This is a genomic window from Terrisporobacter hibernicus (assembly GCF_020809405.1).
Taxonomy (GTDB): Bacteria; Bacillota; Clostridia; order Peptostreptococcales; family Peptostreptococcaceae; genus Terrisporobacter; species Terrisporobacter petrolearius.
The window spans coordinates 1,009,363-1,029,633 of the sequence record NZ_CP081135.1 but is presented as its reverse complement, the minus strand read 5'-3'; the positions used below and the strand labels follow the sequence as shown (position 1 = coordinate 1,029,633).

At 28.0% G+C, this 20,271-nt stretch carries 21 protein-coding genes and 1 riboswitch; of the genes, 19 read left to right on the top strand and 2 right to left on the bottom strand.

From position 1 onward, the window contains the following. Positions 1-21 precede the first annotated feature (21 nt). The gene (locus JW646_RS04985) at positions 22-840 is read right to left on the bottom strand and encodes an alpha/beta hydrolase (RefSeq protein ID WP_206925638.1); all 819 of its coding nucleotides are present in this window, start codon (positions 838-840) and stop codon (positions 22-24) included. 249 nt (positions 841-1,089) lie between these two features. Between JW646_RS04985 and JW646_RS04980 the strand changes: the two genes are divergently transcribed. The 11 genes from JW646_RS04980 to JW646_RS04930 all read left to right on the top strand — a co-directional run bounded on the left by JW646_RS04980 (position 1,090) and on the right by JW646_RS04930 (position 10,802). Continuing rightward, entirely contained in the window at positions 1,090-1,929 is an 840-nt protein-coding gene (locus tag JW646_RS04980; RefSeq protein ID WP_148558402.1) for a fumarate hydratase, read from the top strand. Between the two features lie 10 nt (positions 1,930-1,939). After that, on the top strand, positions 1,940-2,494 hold the full coding sequence (locus JW646_RS04975) for a Fe-S-containing hydro-lyase (RefSeq protein WP_228416810.1): 555 nt from the start codon (positions 1,940-1,942) through the stop codon (positions 2,492-2,494). 45 nt (positions 2,495-2,539) lie between these two features. Beyond that, the gene (locus tag JW646_RS04970) at positions 2,540-3,721 is read left to right on the top strand and encodes an NAD(P)-dependent malic enzyme (RefSeq protein ID WP_228416809.1); all 1,182 of its coding nucleotides are present in this window, start codon (positions 2,540-2,542) and stop codon (positions 3,719-3,721) included. Positions 3,722-3,798: 77 nt separating this feature from the next. Then, positions 3,799-3,899: riboswitch (TPP riboswitch) on the top strand. A gap of 219 nt (positions 3,900-4,118) precedes the next feature. Next, complete coding sequence (gene thiS, locus JW646_RS04965) at positions 4,119-4,313, top strand: sulfur carrier protein ThiS (protein ID WP_074920168.1); 195 nt, start codon at positions 4,119-4,121, stop codon at positions 4,311-4,313. After that, positions 4,306-5,112, top strand: a complete 807-nt coding sequence (thiF, locus tag JW646_RS04960; RefSeq protein WP_334302570.1) for a thiamine biosynthesis protein ThiF — start codon at positions 4,306-4,308, stop codon at positions 5,110-5,112. The genes thiS and thiF overlap by 8 nt, the downstream gene beginning before the upstream one ends. A 12-nt stretch (positions 5,113-5,124) precedes the next feature. Continuing rightward, the gene (locus JW646_RS04955; protein WP_228416807.1) at positions 5,125-5,895 is read left to right on the top strand and encodes a thiazole synthase; all 771 of its coding nucleotides are present in this window, start codon (positions 5,125-5,127) and stop codon (positions 5,893-5,895) included. 12 nt (positions 5,896-5,907) lie between these two features. After that, positions 5,908-7,011, top strand: a complete 1,104-nt coding sequence (gene thiH, locus JW646_RS04950) for a 2-iminoacetate synthase ThiH (protein ID WP_228416806.1) — start codon at positions 5,908-5,910, stop codon at positions 7,009-7,011. After that, a complete protein-coding gene (locus tag JW646_RS04945; RefSeq protein ID WP_228416805.1) occupies positions 7,011-7,625 on the top strand; it encodes a thiamine phosphate synthase in 615 nt (204 codons plus the stop codon). Before thiH ends, JW646_RS04945 begins: the two co-directional genes overlap by 1 nt. Before the next feature lie 168 nt (positions 7,626-7,793). Further along, positions 7,794-8,507, top strand: coding sequence for a rhodanese-like domain-containing protein (locus tag JW646_RS04940; RefSeq protein ID WP_228416804.1), 714 nt, complete (start codon positions 7,794-7,796; stop codon positions 8,505-8,507). A 158-nt stretch (positions 8,508-8,665) separates the two neighbouring features. Then, positions 8,666-9,187, top strand: coding sequence for a hypothetical protein (locus JW646_RS04935; protein ID WP_228416803.1), 522 nt, complete (start codon positions 8,666-8,668; stop codon positions 9,185-9,187). Between the two features lie 517 nt (positions 9,188-9,704). Next, entirely contained in the window at positions 9,705-10,802 is a 1,098-nt protein-coding gene (locus JW646_RS04930) for an NAD/NADP octopine/nopaline dehydrogenase family protein (RefSeq protein ID WP_228416802.1), read from the top strand. Between the two features lie 173 nt (positions 10,803-10,975). Here JW646_RS04930 and JW646_RS04925 read toward each other — a convergent pair whose 3' ends face one another. Then, the gene (locus JW646_RS04925) at positions 10,976-11,818 is read right to left on the bottom strand and encodes a CvfB family protein (RefSeq protein ID WP_074920176.1); all 843 of its coding nucleotides are present in this window, start codon (positions 11,816-11,818) and stop codon (positions 10,976-10,978) included. 216 nt (positions 11,819-12,034) lie between these two features. Here JW646_RS04925 and JW646_RS04920 point away from each other — a divergent pair, with 216 nt between their 5' ends. The 8 genes from JW646_RS04920 to JW646_RS04885 all read left to right on the top strand — a co-directional run bounded on the left by JW646_RS04920 (position 12,035) and on the right by JW646_RS04885 (position 20,233). After that, positions 12,035-12,634, top strand: a complete 600-nt coding sequence (locus JW646_RS04920; RefSeq protein ID WP_175487713.1) for a GNAT family N-acetyltransferase — start codon at positions 12,035-12,037, stop codon at positions 12,632-12,634. Between the two features lie 411 nt (positions 12,635-13,045). Further along, a complete protein-coding gene (locus JW646_RS04915; protein ID WP_074920177.1) occupies positions 13,046-13,243 on the top strand; it encodes a hypothetical protein in 198 nt (65 codons plus the stop codon). Positions 13,244-13,599: 356 nt separating this feature from the next. Then, positions 13,600-14,214: a uridine kinase gene (gene udk, locus JW646_RS04910; protein WP_074920178.1), complete on the top strand. Its 615-nt coding sequence runs from the start codon at positions 13,600-13,602 to the stop codon at positions 14,212-14,214. Positions 14,215-14,374: 160 nt separating this feature from the next. Then, positions 14,375-14,866 carry a PH domain-containing protein gene (locus JW646_RS04905; RefSeq protein WP_148558409.1) on the top strand — a complete coding sequence of 164 codons (492 nt, stop codon included), beginning with the start codon at positions 14,375-14,377 and terminating at the stop codon, positions 14,864-14,866. Positions 14,867-14,880: 14 nt separating this feature from the next. After that, positions 14,881-16,368 carry a PH domain-containing protein gene (locus tag JW646_RS04900; protein WP_148558410.1) on the top strand — a complete coding sequence of 496 codons (1,488 nt, stop codon included), beginning with the start codon at positions 14,881-14,883 and terminating at the stop codon, positions 16,366-16,368. A 111-nt stretch (positions 16,369-16,479) separates the two neighbouring features. Then, positions 16,480-16,959 (top strand): hypothetical protein, encoded by a 480-nt coding sequence (locus tag JW646_RS04895; protein ID WP_148558411.1) that lies wholly within the window; start codon positions 16,480-16,482, stop codon positions 16,957-16,959. A gap of 80 nt (positions 16,960-17,039) precedes the next feature. After that, positions 17,040-17,714 carry an ABC transporter ATP-binding protein gene (locus JW646_RS04890; protein WP_148558412.1) on the top strand — a complete coding sequence of 225 codons (675 nt, stop codon included), beginning with the start codon at positions 17,040-17,042 and terminating at the stop codon, positions 17,712-17,714. Continuing rightward, positions 17,714-20,233 (top strand): ABC transporter permease, encoded by a 2,520-nt coding sequence (locus tag JW646_RS04885; protein ID WP_228416801.1) that lies wholly within the window; start codon positions 17,714-17,716, stop codon positions 20,231-20,233. Before JW646_RS04890 ends, JW646_RS04885 begins: the two co-directional genes overlap by 1 nt. Positions 20,234-20,271 lie beyond the last annotated feature (38 nt).

Sequence of the window (20,271 nt, the reverse complement as noted above, 5' to 3'; positions counted from 1 at the left end):
CTCCTAATCATCCTAAATAAACTATATTCTACTTTCTATCCATCTACTTATTTCAGCAATTATATCATCTTTTATTAATTCATCCAAAAGCTTATGATACAAACCATTCAAAATTCTAATTTCCTTATCTTTAGAAATTATATTATTAAATAAAAATCTACTATCTTCACAATCTGTGACTGCATCCATTGAGCCATGAAGTATTAAACAAGGATATTTAAATTTATATAAATATTCAATAATATTTGAACTACTTTTTTTCAAAGCATTATAAAGACCTACAGTAACTTGTTTTAAAACTAATTCATCTTCATCATAAGATTGAATAAAATCGTAATCATGGCTTAGATTATGAATACTTCCAACAGAAACAAAGTCAAAATCACTATCATATTCATCAGAACTACATTTTGTATAATTACCATAATCACAAATTAAAGGGCTACAAAATATCATGCCATCTGCCAGGTTATCATATTGGCCACCAAGAATACTCATTAGTTGTCCTCCCATGCCTTGACCTAAAATAAATAAAGGAAGATTTGGGTTTTCTTCTTTAACTAAATTAATAACAATTTTCAGATCTTTTGCAAAGGTATGGGCATCATCAACATATCCTCTTTTTCCGTCAGAATCTCCGTGCCCTCTGTGGTCATATCTATATACATTAAAATTATCTGAAACAAATTTGCTAGTGATATAATCATATCTTCTATAGTGCTCTGCTAATCCATGTAGGATTAAGATAGTAGCTTTAGGACTATTAACTAAGTCTTTTGCGCATTTTAAATAAGTATTATCAAATGATTTAACCCAAAAATCTACTGTTGCAACACTCATATATTTCACTCCTCAAGTTTTATAATGAATCCTAAAAAAGCATAGGACTGACATATATAATTATTCTATATAGAGTATTGAAAATCCTTTTTAAAAGTTGTGATATATTTTTTTATAACTGATACAATTTATATATAAACATAATTACCATTAAAATTATACTTCAAAATATTGTTTATATTAAAAAAAAGTGGTACAGTTAAAATATAAACACGAATAATTACGAGATTGTTTGGGAGGTATGTTCGCTTGAGGGAAATTGATTCAAAAGTAATAACTAAAGAGGTTAAGAAACTTTGTATTGAAGGAAATATATACCTTGGGGATGACGTAATAAAATCCTTTAAGGAAAATTTAGAAAAAGAAAAAAGTGATCTAGGAAAAGATATACTAAATATTTTAATAGAGAATGCTCAAATAGCTAAAGAGACACATATACCTCTTTGCCAAGATACAGGAATGGCAGTATTTTTTGTTGAAATTGGCCAAGAAGTTATGATAAAAGGAGATACCTTAACAGATGCTATTAATAAAGGTGTAAGTGAAGGTTATACAAAAGGATATCTTAGAAAATCTGTAGTAAGTCCTATAACTAGAATAAATACAAAGGACAATACTCCTGCCATAATTCACTATGAAATGGTAAAGGGAGATAAAATAAAAATTCAATATGCACCAAAAGGTTTTGGTAGCGAAAATATGAGTCAATTAAAAATGTTAAAACCTTCTGATGGAATTGAGGGAGTTAAAGAATTTATAGTGAAAACTGTAAGTGAAGCGGGACCAAATCCATGTCCACCAATAGTTGTAGGAGTAGGTATTGGCGGTACAGTAGATAAATGCGCTCAAATTGCTAAAAAAGCTTTATTTAGAGATATTGGAACTCATAGTGAAGATGAAATGATAGCAGATTTAGAAAAAGAAATGATTAAAAAAATCAATGATTTAGGAATAGGTCCTCAAGGTCTTGGAGGAAATACTACGGCTCTTGCTGTTAATATTGAAACTTTCCCAACACATATAGCAGGGCTTCCTGTTGTAGTTAATATAAATTGTCACTCTGCTAGACATAAGCAAGTGATTATATAGGAGGGAAAATATGATAGAGTTAAAATCACCTTTTAAAAGGGAAGATATAGAAAAATTAGTTTGTGGAGATGTTGTTAAAATTAGTGGTGTAATTTATACTGGAAGAGATGCAGCCCACAAAAGAATGATAAACTCAATACATAATAAAGAAGAGCTACCATTTGATGTAAATGGAGCTGGAATTTATTATGTGGGACCATCACCTAGCAAAGAGGGACAAATAATTGGCTCGGCTGGACCAACTACAAGTTATAGAATGGATGACTTAACAGTGCCTTTATTGGAGTTAGGACTAAAAGTTATGATAGGTAAAGGTAAAAGAAGTGAAGAAGTAGTAAGTTCTATGATAAAAAATAAGGCTGTATATTTAGCAGCCATTGGTGGAGCTGGAGCATACATTTCTCATGCTATAAAAAAATGTGAAGTAATAGCTTATGAAGATTTAGGACCAGAAGCAGTGAGAAGATTGGAAGTTGAAGATTTACAATTAATTGTTGCTATAGACTCTTATGGTAACAATATATATGAAAAAGGAAGAGCGATGTTTGCAAAAGAATCAGAATAAATTTAATAACTAATAATTTGTCAAATGTTATAAAGGAGAAGTAAAATGAGTAATAAGAATTTTGCACAATTAGCATTAGAAATGCACGAAAATCATGGAGGAAAGGTTAGCATACAAAGTAAAGTTGAAGTAAAATGCAAAGATGATTTATCTACTGCATATACTCCAGGTGTTGCAGAGCCTTGTTTAAAAATAAAAGAAAATCCAGAAGATGTTTATAAATATACTTGTAAGAGTAATATGGTAGCAGTAGTTAGTGATGGAACTGCAGTTTTAGGTCTTGGAAATATAGGTGCCGCTGCTTCAATTCCTGTAATGGAAGGTAAATCAATATTATTTAAAGAATTTGGTAAAGTAGATGCTTTCCCAATATGTATAAACACTATGGATATTGATGATATAGTAAAAACAGTAAAATTATTAGAACCTGTATTTGGCGGAATTAATTTAGAAGATATAAATTCTCCTAGATGTATAGAAATAGAAAATAGATTAAAAGAAGAATTAGATATTCCAGTATTCCATGATGACCAACATGGTACAGCAATAATTGTTTCTGCAGGAATTTTAAATGCAGTTAAATTAGCAGGAAAGAAAATTGAAGACTTGGAAATAGTTATAAACGGTGCAGGATCAGCAGGTATGGCTATAGCTAAGATGTTACTGAATTTAAATGTAAAAAATATAGTTTTATGTGATATAAATGGTGCGATTCATGAAAATTCTAAAAACATTAACTGGGCACAAAAAGAAATGCTAACATTAACTAATAAAAATAATGAAGTAGGAACGTTAGCAGATATTATAAAAAATAAAGATGTATTTATAGGAGTTTCTGCACCAAAAATGGTAACAAAAGAAATGGTAGAAACTATGGCAAACAAACCAATAGTATTTGCCATGGCAAACCCAACTCCAGAAATTTTCCCAGATGAAGCTAAAGCAGGAGGGGCATTTATAGTGGGTACAGGCCGTTCAGACTTCCCTAACCAAGTTAACAATGTGCTTGCTTTCCCTGGGATTTTTAGAGGAGCTTTAGACGTTAGAGCAAAAGAAATAAATGAAGAAATGAAAGTTGCGGCAGCTTATGCAATAGCAAATGTAGTTAAGGATGAAGAGTTAACGCCAGATTATGTACTTCCAGATGCTTTCAATAAAAATGTAGTAGAAAATGTGGCAAAAGCAGTAAGAGAAGCTGCTATAAAAACTGGTGTGGCAAGAATATAAATGTAATTAATATAAGCATAAAAATATTATGATTTGAAAAAATGAAATATAAGTACTACAATTAAAATAAATTAAAAAGTTTTACCTAGGGGTGCCCTAAGAGGCTGAGAGATGGAAACATTAACCCTTATACCTGATCTGGATAATACCAGCGTAGGAAAGAGTAGAGTGTTATATGATGAAATATGTGAATCTTTACATATGATATGTGATTACTACAAGCTTTACCTACGGGTAAGGCTTTTTTTTAATTGTAAGGAAACTATATGTTATCTGGTTTGTAGATAACTTATAGTTTCCAACTGCTTAATGGAGCAACGGACCTGTTTCTCAAGGTCGTTGGCGACATGAGCGAAGCAAATTTTTTATTGAAATAAAAAGGTGAGGAGGTGTAACGATGAAGGTTAATGGGAAAGTAGTAGAATTCCAAAATAATAAAACTTTATTAAATTTATTAAATGATTACAACTTAAATAAAGATAGAGTTGTCGTAGAAATAAATTTAGAAATTTTAGAAAATGATCAATATGAAAACTATGTATTAAAAGAACATGATGTAATAGAAATTATTAGCTTTATTGGTGGTGGTTGATTTGAAAATATTTGTTAATGAAATAGAGAGACAAGTTGAAGAGAATATAAGTATTTTTAAAATTAAAGATATTTTTAATAAGTGTAGTGATGTTATAGTTTTGAATGGATTTCCTACTAAAAAAGATGAAATATTAAAAGAAAATGATAGAGTAACCTTAATAGAAAAAGGAAAGAAACCCTCTATAAATGAATTAGAAAGTCTTATGATTGCAAGGCATACACCAAAAGTACATAAAAAATTAAAAGCAGGAAAGGTAGCTATTTTGGGCTTGGGTGGTTTAGGTTCTAACATAGCTATCTCGCTATCAAGAATAGGCGTAGGTAAGTTGATTTTGGTTGATTACGATGTTGTAGAACCTTCAAATTTAAATAGACAACAATATTTCATTGATGATATTGGAAAACATAAAACAGAAGCTATGAAAGAACAGTTAGGTAAAATTAATCCTTTCATAGATGTTGAAATACATAATTCTTATATTACTAGAGAAAATATGAATTTTTTACATGAAGCAGATATAATAATTGAAGCTTTTGATGATCCAAATTGTAAAGCTGAAATAAGTAATTTTATTTTACTTCATATGAGAGAAAAATACTTAATAGCATCGTCTGGCATGGCAGGATATTATGACTCAAATCTTATTGTAACTAAGAAAATAAGAGAAAAGTTTTATATATGTGGTGATTTTGTACATGAAGCAAAAGAAGGTGATGGGTTAATGGCACCTCGTGTAGCTATATGTGCGAATCACATGGCAAATTTGGCAAGTAAAATACTTATAGATTATATTTAGGGGGATAAATTAATGGATAAATTAATATTAGGTGGACATGAGTTTGATAGCAGACTTTTAATTGGGACAGGTAAATACGGATCAAATGAAATACTTCCAAAAGTGATAGAAGAAAGTGGTAGTGAAATAATAACTATGGCACTAAGAAGAGTAGATTTAGATAATTCCAATGAAAATATTCTTACATATGTACCTAAAAATATGACAATTCTTCCAAACACATCAGGAGCTACAACAGCTGAAGAAGCTGTGAGAATAGCAAGAATATCTCGCAAAATGGGATGTGGAGATTTTATAAAAATAGAGGTAATATCAGACACTAGATATTTATTGCCAGACAATGAAGAAACAATAAAAGCAACTAAAATTCTTGCAGACGAAGGATTTGTAGTACTTCCTTATATGAGTCCAGATTTATATGCAGGGAGAAGATTAATAGAAGAAGGGGCTGCGGCAGTTATGCCATTAGGCGCACCAATTGGTTCAAATAGAGGTCTTAAAATGAAAGAAATGATAAGAATAATGATAGAAGAATTAGACATTCCTATTATCGTTGATGCAGGAATAGGTAAGCCTTCTCAAGCTATGGAAGCTATGGAAATGGGAGCTGCAGCAGTTTTAGTAAATACAGCAATATCATCAGCAGGTGACCCTATAGGTATGGGAAGAGCATTTAAAATGGCAGTAGAAGGTGGACGAGCAGCATTCCTTGCAAAAACTGGAGCTGTATCAGAATTTGCCAATGCATCTTCTCCTCTTACTGGTTTTTTAGGAAACTTATAGGAGGTATATAAAATGAGCTTTTATGATGTAATTGAAAAATATAAAGATTTTGACTTTGATAGATATTTTGAGCAAGTAAGTGATAATGATGTACTTAGAAGTTTATCGAAGGATAAATTAAATCACAAAGATTTACTTAATTTGCTTTCACCTACAGCAAGAAAACATCTAGAGGAGATGGCTCAAAAGGCTAGCAAATTAGCTTTACAATATTGTGGTAAAACTGCCACTTTATATACTCCTATTTATATTGCAAATTACTGTGAAAATCACTGTGTTTATTGTGGTTATAACTGTCATAGTGGAATAAAGAGAAAAAAACTATCTTTAGATGAAATAGAAAAAGAAGGAGAAGCAGTTGCTACTAAAGGTTTTAAACATATTATTGTTTTGACTGGAGAAAGTGAAACAAAATCAAGTATTGAATATATAGGAGAAGCAGTGGGAATTTTATCAAAAAAATTTCCATCAATAGCCATAGAAGTTTATCCTATGGATGTGGAAGGATATACACATTTAGTTTATAAGGGAGCTGATTCATTAACCATATATCAAGAAACTTATGATGAGGAAGTTTACAAAAGGGTACATATAAAAGGTCCAAAAGCTGATTACAGATTTAGATTGGATGCACCAGAAAGAGGAGCTATGGCTGGAATGAGATCATTATCCATAGGAGCATTGCTTGGTCTAAGTGACTTTAGAAAAGATGCATTTTTCTCGATTTTACATGGAGCGTATTTAAAAACTAAATATCCTCATATAGAATTATCATACTCTGCTCCTAGAATAAGACCTTTTAAAGGAAGTTTTAGAGACATAGTAGATGTGGATGACGCTTCAGAGTTTCAAATTTTAACTGTTATGAGGTTATTTGATCCTCATGCAGCCTTAAATGTTTCAAGTAGAGAAAGTTTAGATATGAGAAAAAACTTAATGCCTCTTGGTGTTACAAAATTAAGTGCAGCAGTATCAACAGATGTTGGTGGACATTCTCAAGGAGAAGAAAATACAGCACAATTTAAAACTAATGATGATAATAGCATAGAAGATGTAGCTAGTATGTTGAAATCAATTGGATATCAATATGTATTTAAGGATTGGGTGAGATTTTAATGTATTTGATAACAAATAGACATTTATGTGATGAATATCATTACTTATCAGTTATTGAAGATGCTGTAAGTAGCGGAGTAGAAAATATTATTTTAAGAGAAAAAGATATGAGTGATGAAGAGTTAACTAACTTGTACAATAAGATTGTAAGTAAAATAAGTTACTTACATAATGAGTTTAATTTAATCATTAACAATAATATAAACTTATACAAAAATCTTAATTTCAGTGGGATTCATTTGTCCTTTAAAAGATTTAGACAACTTGTTAAGGACGAATTTGTTTTTGAAGATAAGAAACTTTTAGGATTGTCTCTTCACAGTACAAGTGAGATTGATATATTAGAAGAAATTATTAAAGAAAAAAATATAAAAGTAGACTATATAATCTTATCCCATATATACGAAACTAAGTGTAAGGAAAATTTAAAACCTAAGGGAATAAATCTTTTAAAAGAAGGAAAAAAAATCACTAATATTAAGATTGTTGGACTAGGGGGTATATTACCTGAAAATGTTAAAGAAGTTTCAAAGTATGCAGATGATTTTGCTATTATGAGTACTTTATTTACGTGTAAAAATGTAAAACTAAAAATAAAAGAATACAAAATATAAGTGTTATGATTTATAGATAAAATTTATATATATTTATAAATTATTGATTATTCCTATATTAATTTACCTAAACAAGTAGAGTTTGTTATAATGAAATGTATTGAGAAATTTAATCATTAAAGTACATTATAAGAAACTATAATATGGAATTTAGTTGGAGGGGTAATCGTGAAATTAAACAAAAAATTTAAAGTTTTATCATTGGGGATGTTATTAGTTGTGACATTAAGATCTGCAATAGGGTGTTCTTCAAAGGAGAGCGAAAAAACATATAATAAAGTAGACTCAGCAAAAACACTAGAGCTAGTAAAGGAAACTAAAGAAACATTGGTAATAGACGTAAGAGGTGCAGATGCATACAAAAAAGGACATTTAGCTAATGCAATAAACATACCATTTGATGATTTTGAGGGGAAAATAAGTCAGTTAGATGGATATAAAGATCAAACAATAGTGTTAATATGTAATTCGGGAAAGAAAAGTGGAGAAGCAGGACAAATGTTAGTTGATAAAGGATTTACTAAAGTATACAATGCTGAAGATGGAATGGAAGAATATGATTATGATACAGTTAAATATACTAATGTAACTGGAAGTGAATTTGAGAAATTAGCAGCAGAAGATAAAAAGGCTGTTATATTAGATCTTAGAGATGCTAAAGATTTTGAAAAAAGCACAGTAGAAAATGCAGTTAATATACCAATGGATGAATTTGAAGTAAAAGCTAAAAAAGAATTAAAAAATAAAGACCAAGAAGTGTTATTATACTGCAATACAGGAACTAAAAGTTCTGAAGCATCACAAATATTAGATAAAAATGGATATACAAATGTTACTAATTCAGTAGATGGTGTAAAAGAATATGAATTTAAATTAAAATAATATATCAAATTTAAAGAGACTAAGTTAACAAATAATTTAGTCTTTTTAAATTTCATGAAATATAGGAGATAAAGTCACTTTATTTTGATATGAATAAAAAGGATATCTATTCAATTTGTATAAATATACTTAGTATTACAAGTAAAGGGGCGAGTGAAATGAAAAAGAGCGGTATATTTATGGTGATAATATCTATAGTATTCTTATTTTTTGTAAATGAGCACTATAGATATGATGGATATAAAGAGGTAGAAATCCCAAACATAGGAATTGCTAAGGTTCCTGAAAGTTGGTACTGTGGGAAAACAAAAGATGGATATATTTACTTTGCAAATATGCCTATAGAAAATGAAGGTGCAAAAGTTTATCTTATTCAGCATTCAATCAAAGATTACTCCTTAGATAAAAACCAGTCTGAGTCAGGTCATTTCTTAGAGGATTATCATTTAGGCGATGTTATTTCAATTGAAAAAATATTTGTATCTCCTTACGGGAATAATAACGTTTATTCCAATGGGTGTAGGTATCAATCCTGCAATTTTTATTTAAATAATATTAAAGTTGACAGTTACTATATTGATTTTGTAGGAAATAATAGTAGTAGTATATTTTTTATTGTTGATGATTCCATTGATATTAAAACAATGGAAGATATGACCAAATGGTTTGAAAAATATTAATAACTTACGTTATTGAAATTTTTTGAAAAATGAGTTATTATGTAAAATAACCTATTAAATTATCTTAATAGGTTATTTTTTCGTAAATTAATAATAAATCATTAATAAATGTATTAAAGTAAAAGAATGAATATATACAAAAGAGATTGTTATAAAATATTCAAAGTGCCAACTTCATTAAAGGATCAGTTATGGAACTTTCATTAAAATAGATTTTTTAGTTTGATTTTATATAGTAAAAAAACTAGAAAGAAGGAATATGAATAGTTTGTAAGCCTTAATTACAAATATTTTAATAATAGAAAATGCAAAAAGAAGTGCTAAGAGAATAACAAACATAGCACTTCTTTTTTAAAAAAAGAATAAAGTAACAAGTACAATGCATGGCAAAAACTTGCCTAAATTATGTAGAATTACTATATATTATAAAGTAATTTCAAAAAATTATGCAATATTCATAAAATTATTTTTATGTATTATAAATAACAACAAAACACGAAGGGGGAAATCATATTATATGAAAGTAGAAAGAGTAGCAATATTAGGTGGTGGAAATGGAGGAATTACTGCAGCAGCAGATTTAACTCAAAAAGGATTTTTAGTAAATATATTTGAATCGAAAAGATTTTGTAAAGACTTGCAATTTATTAAAAAAAATAATGAAATAGCCATAGAATATAAAGGTAAAAAATCAGTAGAAAAAATTAATTTAATAACTGATGACTTAGAAAAAGCAATTAAGGATTGTCAAATTATTATGATAACAGTACCAGGAATGGGAATAGAATATTTTGCAGAAATACTTGCACCAGTAGTTAAAGAAGACCAGATAATTTTAATCAATTCAGCTCCAGCTATGGCTTCTGTTAGATTTGTAAAAAAAGCAAAAGAAATGGGTATAGAAAAAGACTTCAAAATTGGAGAAACTAATTCATTAACATATGCTACAAGAGCATATGTTAATGAAGGAAGAGTAGATATTTCTTTGAAAGCAGGAAAAGTTTACTTAGCTGGTTATCCATCATATAATACAGATGAAGTATTCAATGCTTGTGTTCAAATATATGATTGTTTTGTAAAAGCAGATAATGTAATTGTAGTGAATTTAGAAAATCCTAATCCTTTAGTTCATCCAGGACCAACTTTATTAAATGCAGGAAGAATTGATTACACTAAGGGAGAATTTTGGCTATACAAAGAAGGTATAACTGAGCATACGGTAAACATAGTTAAAGCAGTAGAAAATGAAAGAGAAGCTGTGGCAAAGGCTTTAAACATTCAGTTAGAGGATACTAAGCAAGCTCGTATAAATAGAGGCTACTTTGCAAATGAAGACAAACCTTTGCATGAACTTTTTAACACAAGTCCAGTTTTTCAGCATATAAAAGGTCCGGCAAGTGTGGAAGGGAGATATATGGTAGAAGATATATCAACAGGTCTTGTACTTTGGTCTGATTTAGGAAAAGTTTTAAATGTACCTACTCCTAATATTGATTCTATAATAGTTCTTGGTGGAACATTAATAGGAAGAGATTTTTATAAAGAAGGGCTAACTTTAGATAGTATAGGTCTTGGACACTTAAAGAATAAAGAAGACATATTAGCCAATATATAATAAATTTTTAATAAAATAAAAGGGATATTAATATGGATAATTAAAAGAGGAGTAATAGAATTGCTATTACTCCTCACTTTATTTTTGTAAAATTTGTTTATTTTAAGCAACGGAGATACCTGAAGCTTTAGCGAAGGTATATCGTTGGCTCTATAAACTTAACGAAGTTAAGTTTATTTTAGGAAAGTTCCTTCTTCATTTTGTATTAATAGTCCCTTTTTCATAAGAACACCTAAAGCTCTTTTGAAGTTTTTCTTACTTGAATTAAATACAGTAGATATTTCTTCAGGAGAGGATTTATCATTAAATCTCATAAATCCGTCATTTCCTTCCATATAGTTAATTATAGCTAGTTCTAACATATCTAACTCAACTTTTCTCTCTCCTCTAGGAGTAAGTCCAAGTCTTCCATCTTCGTATATCTTAATAACTTTAAGATTTTCTATCTTATCTCCTATATTAAGTTCTGTAAAGTATTCGTTTTTTAATATAACTCCATCATACTTATTGTCTACACATATAGTTGCAGAATTGTTAGTTTGGAATCCGTAAACTATACCATCAACACTGTCACCAACATTATATGAATGTTCCACACAAAGGTAAGGGAATATATCAGTAGTAGCAGCAAGTCTACCTGTTTTATCTTCATAAATATAGAATAAATATCTATTACCTTTAGTCATTTCGTATTTTTGTGCTTTAAAAGGTACTAAGATATCTTTTGGAAGACCAATATCTACAAAACTTCCTATTTTTGTGTGAGCTACCACTTTTAAATAAGCAATTTCTCCAACCTGTGCTTTTGGGTATTCCATAGTAGCAGAAAGTCTTCCTTCAGAGTCTTTGTATATAAATACTTCTACTTCGTCACCAACTTCAATTGTATTTTTATTAAGTAGTCTATTGTGAAGAAGTACATCATCGCTAGTATGTCCAGTTTCAGCATCTAAAAAATATCCAAATTCAGCTTTTCTTTTAACTTTAAGCTTGTTATACTGTCCTAATTTTATCAAATTTTCATCTCCTTATTATGTTTGTAATATATATATCATAATTAAATATAATAACATATTTAGCCTTAATTATACTCAAAACTTAGAAGAATTTAAAAAAATTATTTTAACATAGTAAAAAAATAAAATAAATATTGCATTAACCTTCAATTGTATTATAAAATTACTTGTGGACTATATTTTACTATGCCAACAACAATAATGAGGAGGAAGATAGTGAGCAAGAAGATACGCCTAGCAACAGTAAAAGATTTAGCGAGAATACAAGAAATATATAGACCTTATGTTGAACAAGAAGATATTGTTGTAAACTCGGAGCATAGAGTACCAACCATGGAGGAATTAGAAGAAAGATTTGCTTTAGTAACTAAAGAATTTCCCTGGTTAGTATGTGAAATAGATGATGTAGTTGTAGCTTATGCATATGCAGGAAAGCCATTTAAAAGAGAAGGATACAAATGGAATGCAGAAGTTTCAGTATATGCTGATGGGAATTATCATGGAAGAAAATTAGCATCTGCCCTATATGAAAGTTTATTAGAATTATTAGAAACACAAGGGTATTACAATGTGTATGCTTGTATATTATCAATAAACGAAAAAAGCATAAAATTCCATGAAAAGTATGGATTTAAAGTAATGAGTATCTTTCCAAACTCAGTTTATAAGCACGATAAATGGATGGATGTAATTTGGATGAATAAAGTATTACAAGAATTTAAAGATGATGTTAAAAACCCTGTATCAATATGGGATTTAGATAAAAAACTAGTGGATAATATATTAAATAAAAATGGGGATATAATAAAAGGGTAATAATATGGACACCAATCGGGTTATAAAAGAATATATAAAAACAAAGCTATCTTGATGAATGATATGATAATCATTGAAAAAAGATAGCTTTTTTACTTTATATACAAGAGTTGTTAAATGGTTAAATTTAACCATTTTAAAAGCAACTCTTTTTAGGGAAATTCAAAAAGATGTATTGTATTATCACAGCTATTTGGGGGAGCTGTGATTCTTATTTTGATATAAATATAATTTCTATTATATTTATAAAAATCCTTCAATGATAAAAAAAATTATATTTGAAGGATTTTTATAAAAAAATAAAAAACTTTATATTTTGGAAATCAATTCTTAGTTTTATTAGTAATAAAAATATGTGGGTGTGGAAATCTATAATAAATATATATTTTATAGAAGAAAAAGGAGGCACAAATGCGAAAAGTAAATCAAAGTAGAAAAGAACTCCATGAAACTGATATAAACAACTTTGTAAATCATGCAAGCAATTTAGAAGAATTAACTGATTTAATAGAAGATGAAAATGAAAAAGTAAGTAAAAAAATAAAGAAAGAAGGAAATTTTAAACTACCTTCTTATGAAGAAGTACATTATAGTAATGACAAATTTTAATTTTAAAAACTACTGGATAAGTAATTCCAGTAGTTTTTTTAATATTATAAATTATTATATATATCTATTTATGTGTAAAAAAATGGTAAAAAAATATGCGATTATGTTATAATAAGTTGGAATAATAACTATTAATTCAAGAATAAGCTTAAAATGTTAAAATGGTTTGATAATAATTTATAAGATACATAACATAAATAGGATGAGGTTATTTGTATAATTGAAATCATATGGTTATTTTTCCCATGTTAATTATCCATAAAAATATGATAAAATATTTCAGATATAGATAATTAACGGACTTTTACGGCTGGGTAAAAGTAAGTGTAAAAATATATGAGTAGGTGGAAGATAATATGAAACAAGTGAGTGTTGTTGGTATAGCAGGTGGAACTGCATCAGGAAAATCAACTATAGTAAATTATATTAAAGAGTTTTTCAAGGATGATATAGAGTTAATTTGTCATGATAGTTACTACAAAGCAAATGATGATAAGACTCTTGAAGAAAGAAAAAATTTAAACTACGATCATCCATCATCTTTTGAAACAAAAAGAATGATAGAAGACATAAAAAATTTAAAAGCAGGGAATGAAATAGAAGTTCCTGTTTATGATTACACTAAACATACTAGAGCTAAAGAAACAGTGCTTGCTCACCCTAAAAAAGTTATTATTGTAGAAGGAATATTAATATTTGAAGATCCAGAACTTAGAGATCTTATGGATATAAAGGTATTTGTTGATACAGACGCAGATGAGCGTTTAATGCGTCGTATACTGAGAGATACAAAAGAAAGAGGGAGAAGTGTTGAGTCAGTATTATCACAATATGTTAATACGGTAAAACCAATGCATGAGCAATTTGTGGAGCCTTCTAAAAAACATGCGGATATAATAATACCAAGAGGTGGAGAGAACACTACAGGTATACATATCCTGCAAGAACATTTAAAATTAATATTAGGATAATTACTAAAAGCAGTTTATTATTAATTTAATAAGCTGCTTTTTTATATTTCCTTAACAAATTGTAACCATAACTTCATAGGAATAATTTTACATTTGTAATATAATAAAAATTAGTTGATAACTTTACAATATTTAATTTATTTTGAAAGGGGGAAATTTAATGAAATATGAAAAGTTAAGCAAAACATCTATAAATTGTATGTTTGTAGCCTCGTTAGTACAATTTTTAATAAGTAGTAGTATTTTATTTGTGATTTGGTTTATATTTGGGGATCATTTTCCACAAATTGTTGTAAACATAATGATAGGATTAGTTTTATTAGATTTTTTGTATTTAATAGTATCACCAAAGATAAGATATGAAAGATATAGGTATTCTATAACAGAAGATGCTATCGATGTTAAAGAAGGGTTTATATTTATAGAAAGAAATATAGTTCCTATAGAAAGACTTCACAAAATTGCCATAGAAAAAGGACCTATTGATAGAATGTTTAAACTGTCAAAGGTTATCGTTACTACAGCTGGTGGAGATGTTACAATTAGGTTTTTGGAAGATGAAAAATCTGAATTTATAGCAGATACTCTTAAGAAAAAAATAAATGAAGTAGCTATAGAGTCAAGATTAGACAAGCAAGGTAATTTATTATAAGGAAGGTGACATTTATGAGTAAAGAAAAATTTAGGTGTCATCCGAGTATTATTCTTGAAAAAACATGTGGAATTATTATAGCATTGTTTTTTATATTTTTTAGAAACTTAGATGATTTACAGGAAATAGTAAAGGACGGATTTAGCGGTGAAAACCTATTGATTTTAGGAATTATTATGGGTGTCTTAATTCTAATTTTAATTTACAATATTATGGTTTGGGCTAAAACTTTTATAGCTATAGAAGAAAATACAATAGTTATTCAAAGAAATACAATTAATTCAAAGGAGAATACATTTGGAATTAGAAATATATCCAATGTAAACTTAGAGCAAAATATTTTTGAAAGAATAATTGGAACTTATAAAATAAAAATTGATACTGATAGTTTATCTACAGCAAATTCAACAGATATAGAAATCGTACTTTCCAAAAAACATGCCTGTGATTTTAAAAATAAAGTTTTATCTATTATGAATAATGAAAGATTAAAAAATTTACAAAGTGGAGAAGATAATACAAATATTGATGCACAAAGAAGTGAGCTATATTTTGATGATGAAAACATAGAGTATGACATAGTTTATTCTGTAAATGATGTATTAAAGCATTGCTTTTATAATTTATCATTATTTGGATTTATATTTAACTTAGCAATGATAGGATTTGCGGCATTTGCTTCAATCAAATTTGATGGAACCAAAGGCTTTTTTGCGTTGGCAATAATATTAATTACTTCCTGTTTTTCCATATTTCAATTCTTCTTTGGTGATTTAATTAAATATTATAATTTTTCAATTAAACGTGAAGGAGATAAACTATACATAAGCTATGGTTTATTAAAAATAAAAAAATTTGCTGTGCCAATAAATAGGATTAATGCTTTAAATGTTAAACAATCTTACATATCCAGGATATTCAAAAGGTATCAAAGTGACATAGTAACTATTGGAGTAGGAGATGATGACTCTGAAGGCTCTCAAATTTTATTATCTAGTAATAAAGAGGATTTCATAAAAAATATGAAAGTTTTGCTTCCAGAGCTAAATTTAGAGGAATACTTAAATTTGGAGAGAGAATCTAAAAATCATCATATAATAAAAATTATTGATGTTATACTTGGAACAATATTTTCTTCTGTGATTTTATATTGTATTTATAAGTTTAATACAGGTATTTCACCATTAATATTAGTGGGAATTGATTTTGTAATATTTTTAACTTTAGTATTATTTTATTATATGATCTATTTAACTCGTGGACTTTATATGGGTAATGAAAATATGGCTATGTCCTGGGGTATTTTTGCTAAAAAAATTAGTATTATAAAATATGAAAAAGTGCAATATATGGATGTTAAAGAAGGACCTATAAGTAGTAAGTTAGGTCTGTGTAGTGGTGAACTTCATATTTTAGCTAGTTTTGGCAATAATATAAGGACGTTGGGATACTATAACAATAGTTTCTTTGAAAAATTGAAAGAGAAAATTTTATTTAATTAATAGATGGAGTTACAACACAAATTTTGTGTAGTAACTCTTTTTTTCTGTCAGAAGTTTGTCAGAAGTAAAAGATATTATATAAGTAGAAGATTTATACGGAGGTGAATAGCTATGAAAATGAAAAACAAAATTATTGTAGTCATATTAATATTAATTTCAATTTTTATTTGTTTTAACTTATACATCAATTCTCATAAAAAAGTAACTAATATTGATAAATATTTTAAAAATTCTATTGTAGTTGAAGGTAATGCAGTAGTAAATCATGTAGATATAAAAATTAATGGAACTTTATCTGACACACATTTTATATATAGATATTTGAAATATAGCAAAGAACTAAAAGGTACTGTAAGTATAGAAGATAAAAAATATTATGTGACAGCCTCTAGTGTAACAAAAGATGGAGTTGTGCAAGGGATACTAACAAAAGAAAAAAATGAACTTATATCTGATTATGAAATTAGTTTTTCAAAGGATTTAGATGAAATTTGCATTTATAAAGGCAACTATATAATATCTGGTCCAGCTAAATCATTAGACGAAGCTATAAATATTTATAAAACAATTGTGGATATACCTATAAATTAAATATTTATAGATCTGTCAGAAGATTGTAATAAGTGTTTACTAATATATAAATTATAAAAATAAATTAAGAGGTGGATAAAATGAGTATATTAAAAGGGATAAATTTAGTTAAGATATATGGACAGGAACCAAATATAGTAAGGGCATTAGACCATGTAAATATTGATATAGATGAAGGTGAGTTTGTTGCTATAATTGGAACCTCAGGAAGTGGAAAATCTACACTGTTAAATATGCTAGGAGGTTTAGATAGATTAACTGAAGGAAAAGTAATTATAAATAATAAAAAATTAAGTGAAATGAATGATGAAGAAATAACTATTTTTAGAAGAAGAAATATAGGTTTTATTTTTCAAAATTACAATTTAGTACCAATACTAAATGTTTATGAAAACATAGTTCTTCCCATAGAATTAGATGGTGTAAAAATAGATACAGAATACGTTGATTCAATAATAAACACTTTAGGGTTAAGTGATAAATTGACAAATATGCCAAATAACTTATCCGGGGGGCAACAGCAACGTGTGGCAATAGCGAGAGCACTAGCTACTAAACCAGCTATAATTTTAGCAGATGAACCTACGGGAAATCTTGATAGTAAAACAGGAATGGATGTAATCGGTCTTCTTAAAATGACTAGTCAAAAATTCAATCAAACAATGGTAATGATAACTCACAATGAGGAAATAGCACAATTAGCTGACAGAGTTATAAGAATTGAAGATGGCAAGGTGGCGAGAGGTGATGAATAATGAAAATAGAAAATAATAATAAAAATATAATAAAGAAGATCACAAAATCATCTCTTAAGTCTAATAAGACTAGAAATATTTTCGTAGTAGTAGCAATTATTTTAACTACTTTTATGATATCTTCCATATTTACCTTAGGAATGAGTTTTGCAAAAAACTACGCAACAATGAATTTAAGAGATCAAGGAACAGCAGCAAGTACTTTTTTGCCAAATCCAACAGATAAACAGATTAAAGAAATTATGAATTTAGATGTGGCTAAAAATATTGGTAAGGAAATAAATGCAGGTATTGTAAGTTCAAAAGAGTTAAGTAAAAGTAAAACTACTATATCACTTAAATATTTAGATGAAACAAACTGGGAGAAACAACTTAGTCCCTGTATAAGTGATATAGAAGGAGATTACCCTACTAAAGAAAATGAAATTATGATATCTAAAATATCATTAAAATTTTTAGATAAAGAAAATGCTAAAATAGGAGATAAAATAAAAATTCCTTGTGATATAAATGGAAAAGTAAGTGAAAAGGAATTTGTTATAAGTGGATATTTCACTTCTTATGCTTATATTCAAGATAGTGGAGAAATATTTGTATCAGAAGATTTTATAAAAGATAACAATTTGACTTTAGAAAAAAATGGGCAACTTTTAATTACTTTAGAAAAAAGTAAAAAAAACCAGGCACCAAAACTTTTAGAAAAAGAAGTATCTTTAAATAAAAAACAAAAATTTGAATATAACTATGATGTGGAGCAAGATTCAGAAGGTATAATGATGGCATCTGTAAGTATTGTAGCTATTATAGGTGGATTTATAGTATTTAGTGGATATTTACTTATTTACAACATTTTATATATAGCAGTTACTAGAAACATTCAGTTCTATGGATTGCTTAAAACTATAGGAACATCACCAAAACAAATTAAAAAAATCGTAAGAGGACAAGGTCTTAGATTAGCAGCAATAGGCATACCAATAGGATTAACTTTATCAGTAATAGTTTCTTATTTAATTGTGCCATCTGCTATTGAGGGAATGAGTGGTGGAACTTATTACGCATCTATGATGCCAAGTGAAATATATTTTACTCCACTAGTTTTTGTTGGAACCATATTATTTGCACTAATTACAATATTAATAAGTTGTAAAAAACCTGCTAAAATTGCTAGTAGTATTTCTCCGATAGAAGCTATGAAATTTAGTGGTAAAAAATCAAAAAAAGAAAAGAAAAATAGAAACTCTACTAAGGGTGGAAAACTTTATAAAATGGCTTGGCATAATGTTTTTAGAGATAAAAAACGTGCAATATTAGTTTTTCTATCTTTATTTATGGGAATCATGACATATTTAAGTGTAAATACTTTTATGAATAGTATTAGTTTAGAAAACTATGCGAATAGATATTTACCTAATGATTTTGAAATACAAAATTATTATGACGATAATTTTACATTAGATAATAAAGTTATAGATGAAGTAAAGACTACAAAAGGTGTTGATTCTGTAGAGGTTCTAGCAACTTCCTCTATACAAATGGACATGAATAAAAAAGTACTTATGCCAGCTTTACAAAGAGGTTACCGTATACATGGAGAAGATTTAGACGGATTAGATAAATATTTAAAAGATATAGAGAAAGATCCTAGCAAATTAGCACCGATGGTAGTTGGATTAGAAGACAAAACTATAGAAAGATACAACGAAGCAATTAATAAAAAAATAGATGTAGAAGCTTTCAAAAAAGGAAACTTAGCTTTAATAGATGGATTTTATTATAATGATAAAGAAAAATTGAATCTCTCAAAAGAGAAAATAACTTTTAGAAATACTAAAGAAAATAAATCTAAGAGAATAAAAATAGATCTAATGGAAGAAGAAAATTCAATTTTATCTATAGGTTCAAGTGAAACAGGTATGCCAGTAATATACGTTAGTTCCTCTACCTTAAATAAATTGACTAAAGATACTAAAAATCATTTAGTATACGTGGATGTGAAAGATAGCTATGATAGTGAAGTAAAAAGTAAATTAAAAACACTAGCTAGTAAAAATCGTTTTAACCTTACGTCTAAAACAGATACTATGAATGATTTTAAGAAAAGTTCTATGATGATGAATTTATTAGGGGGAGGAATTGCCATAATTTTAATAATTATAGGTTTATTAAATTTCATTAATGTTATGGTTACTAATGTAAATGTAAGATTAAAAGAACTTGCCATAATGGAAAGTATAGGCATGACTAAGAGACAAATTATAACAATGTTAACTTTAGAAGGTGCATATTATGCAGGAATAACTACTTTAATCACATGTACCTTAGGCATGGGAGTGGTGTATTTTATTGCACAACTTACAAAACAAATTGCTGATTATGCAGAATTTGTTTTTCCTACAATACCTTTACTTTCTCTAATTACATTAATATTTGCTGTCTGCTTAATAATTCCAAGTATAGTCTACAAATATGATAGCAAATCAAGTGTAACAGAAAGATTAAGAGAAATAGAAAATTAGAAAATAAGCAATGGTGGTAGGTATGAAAAATCTACCAC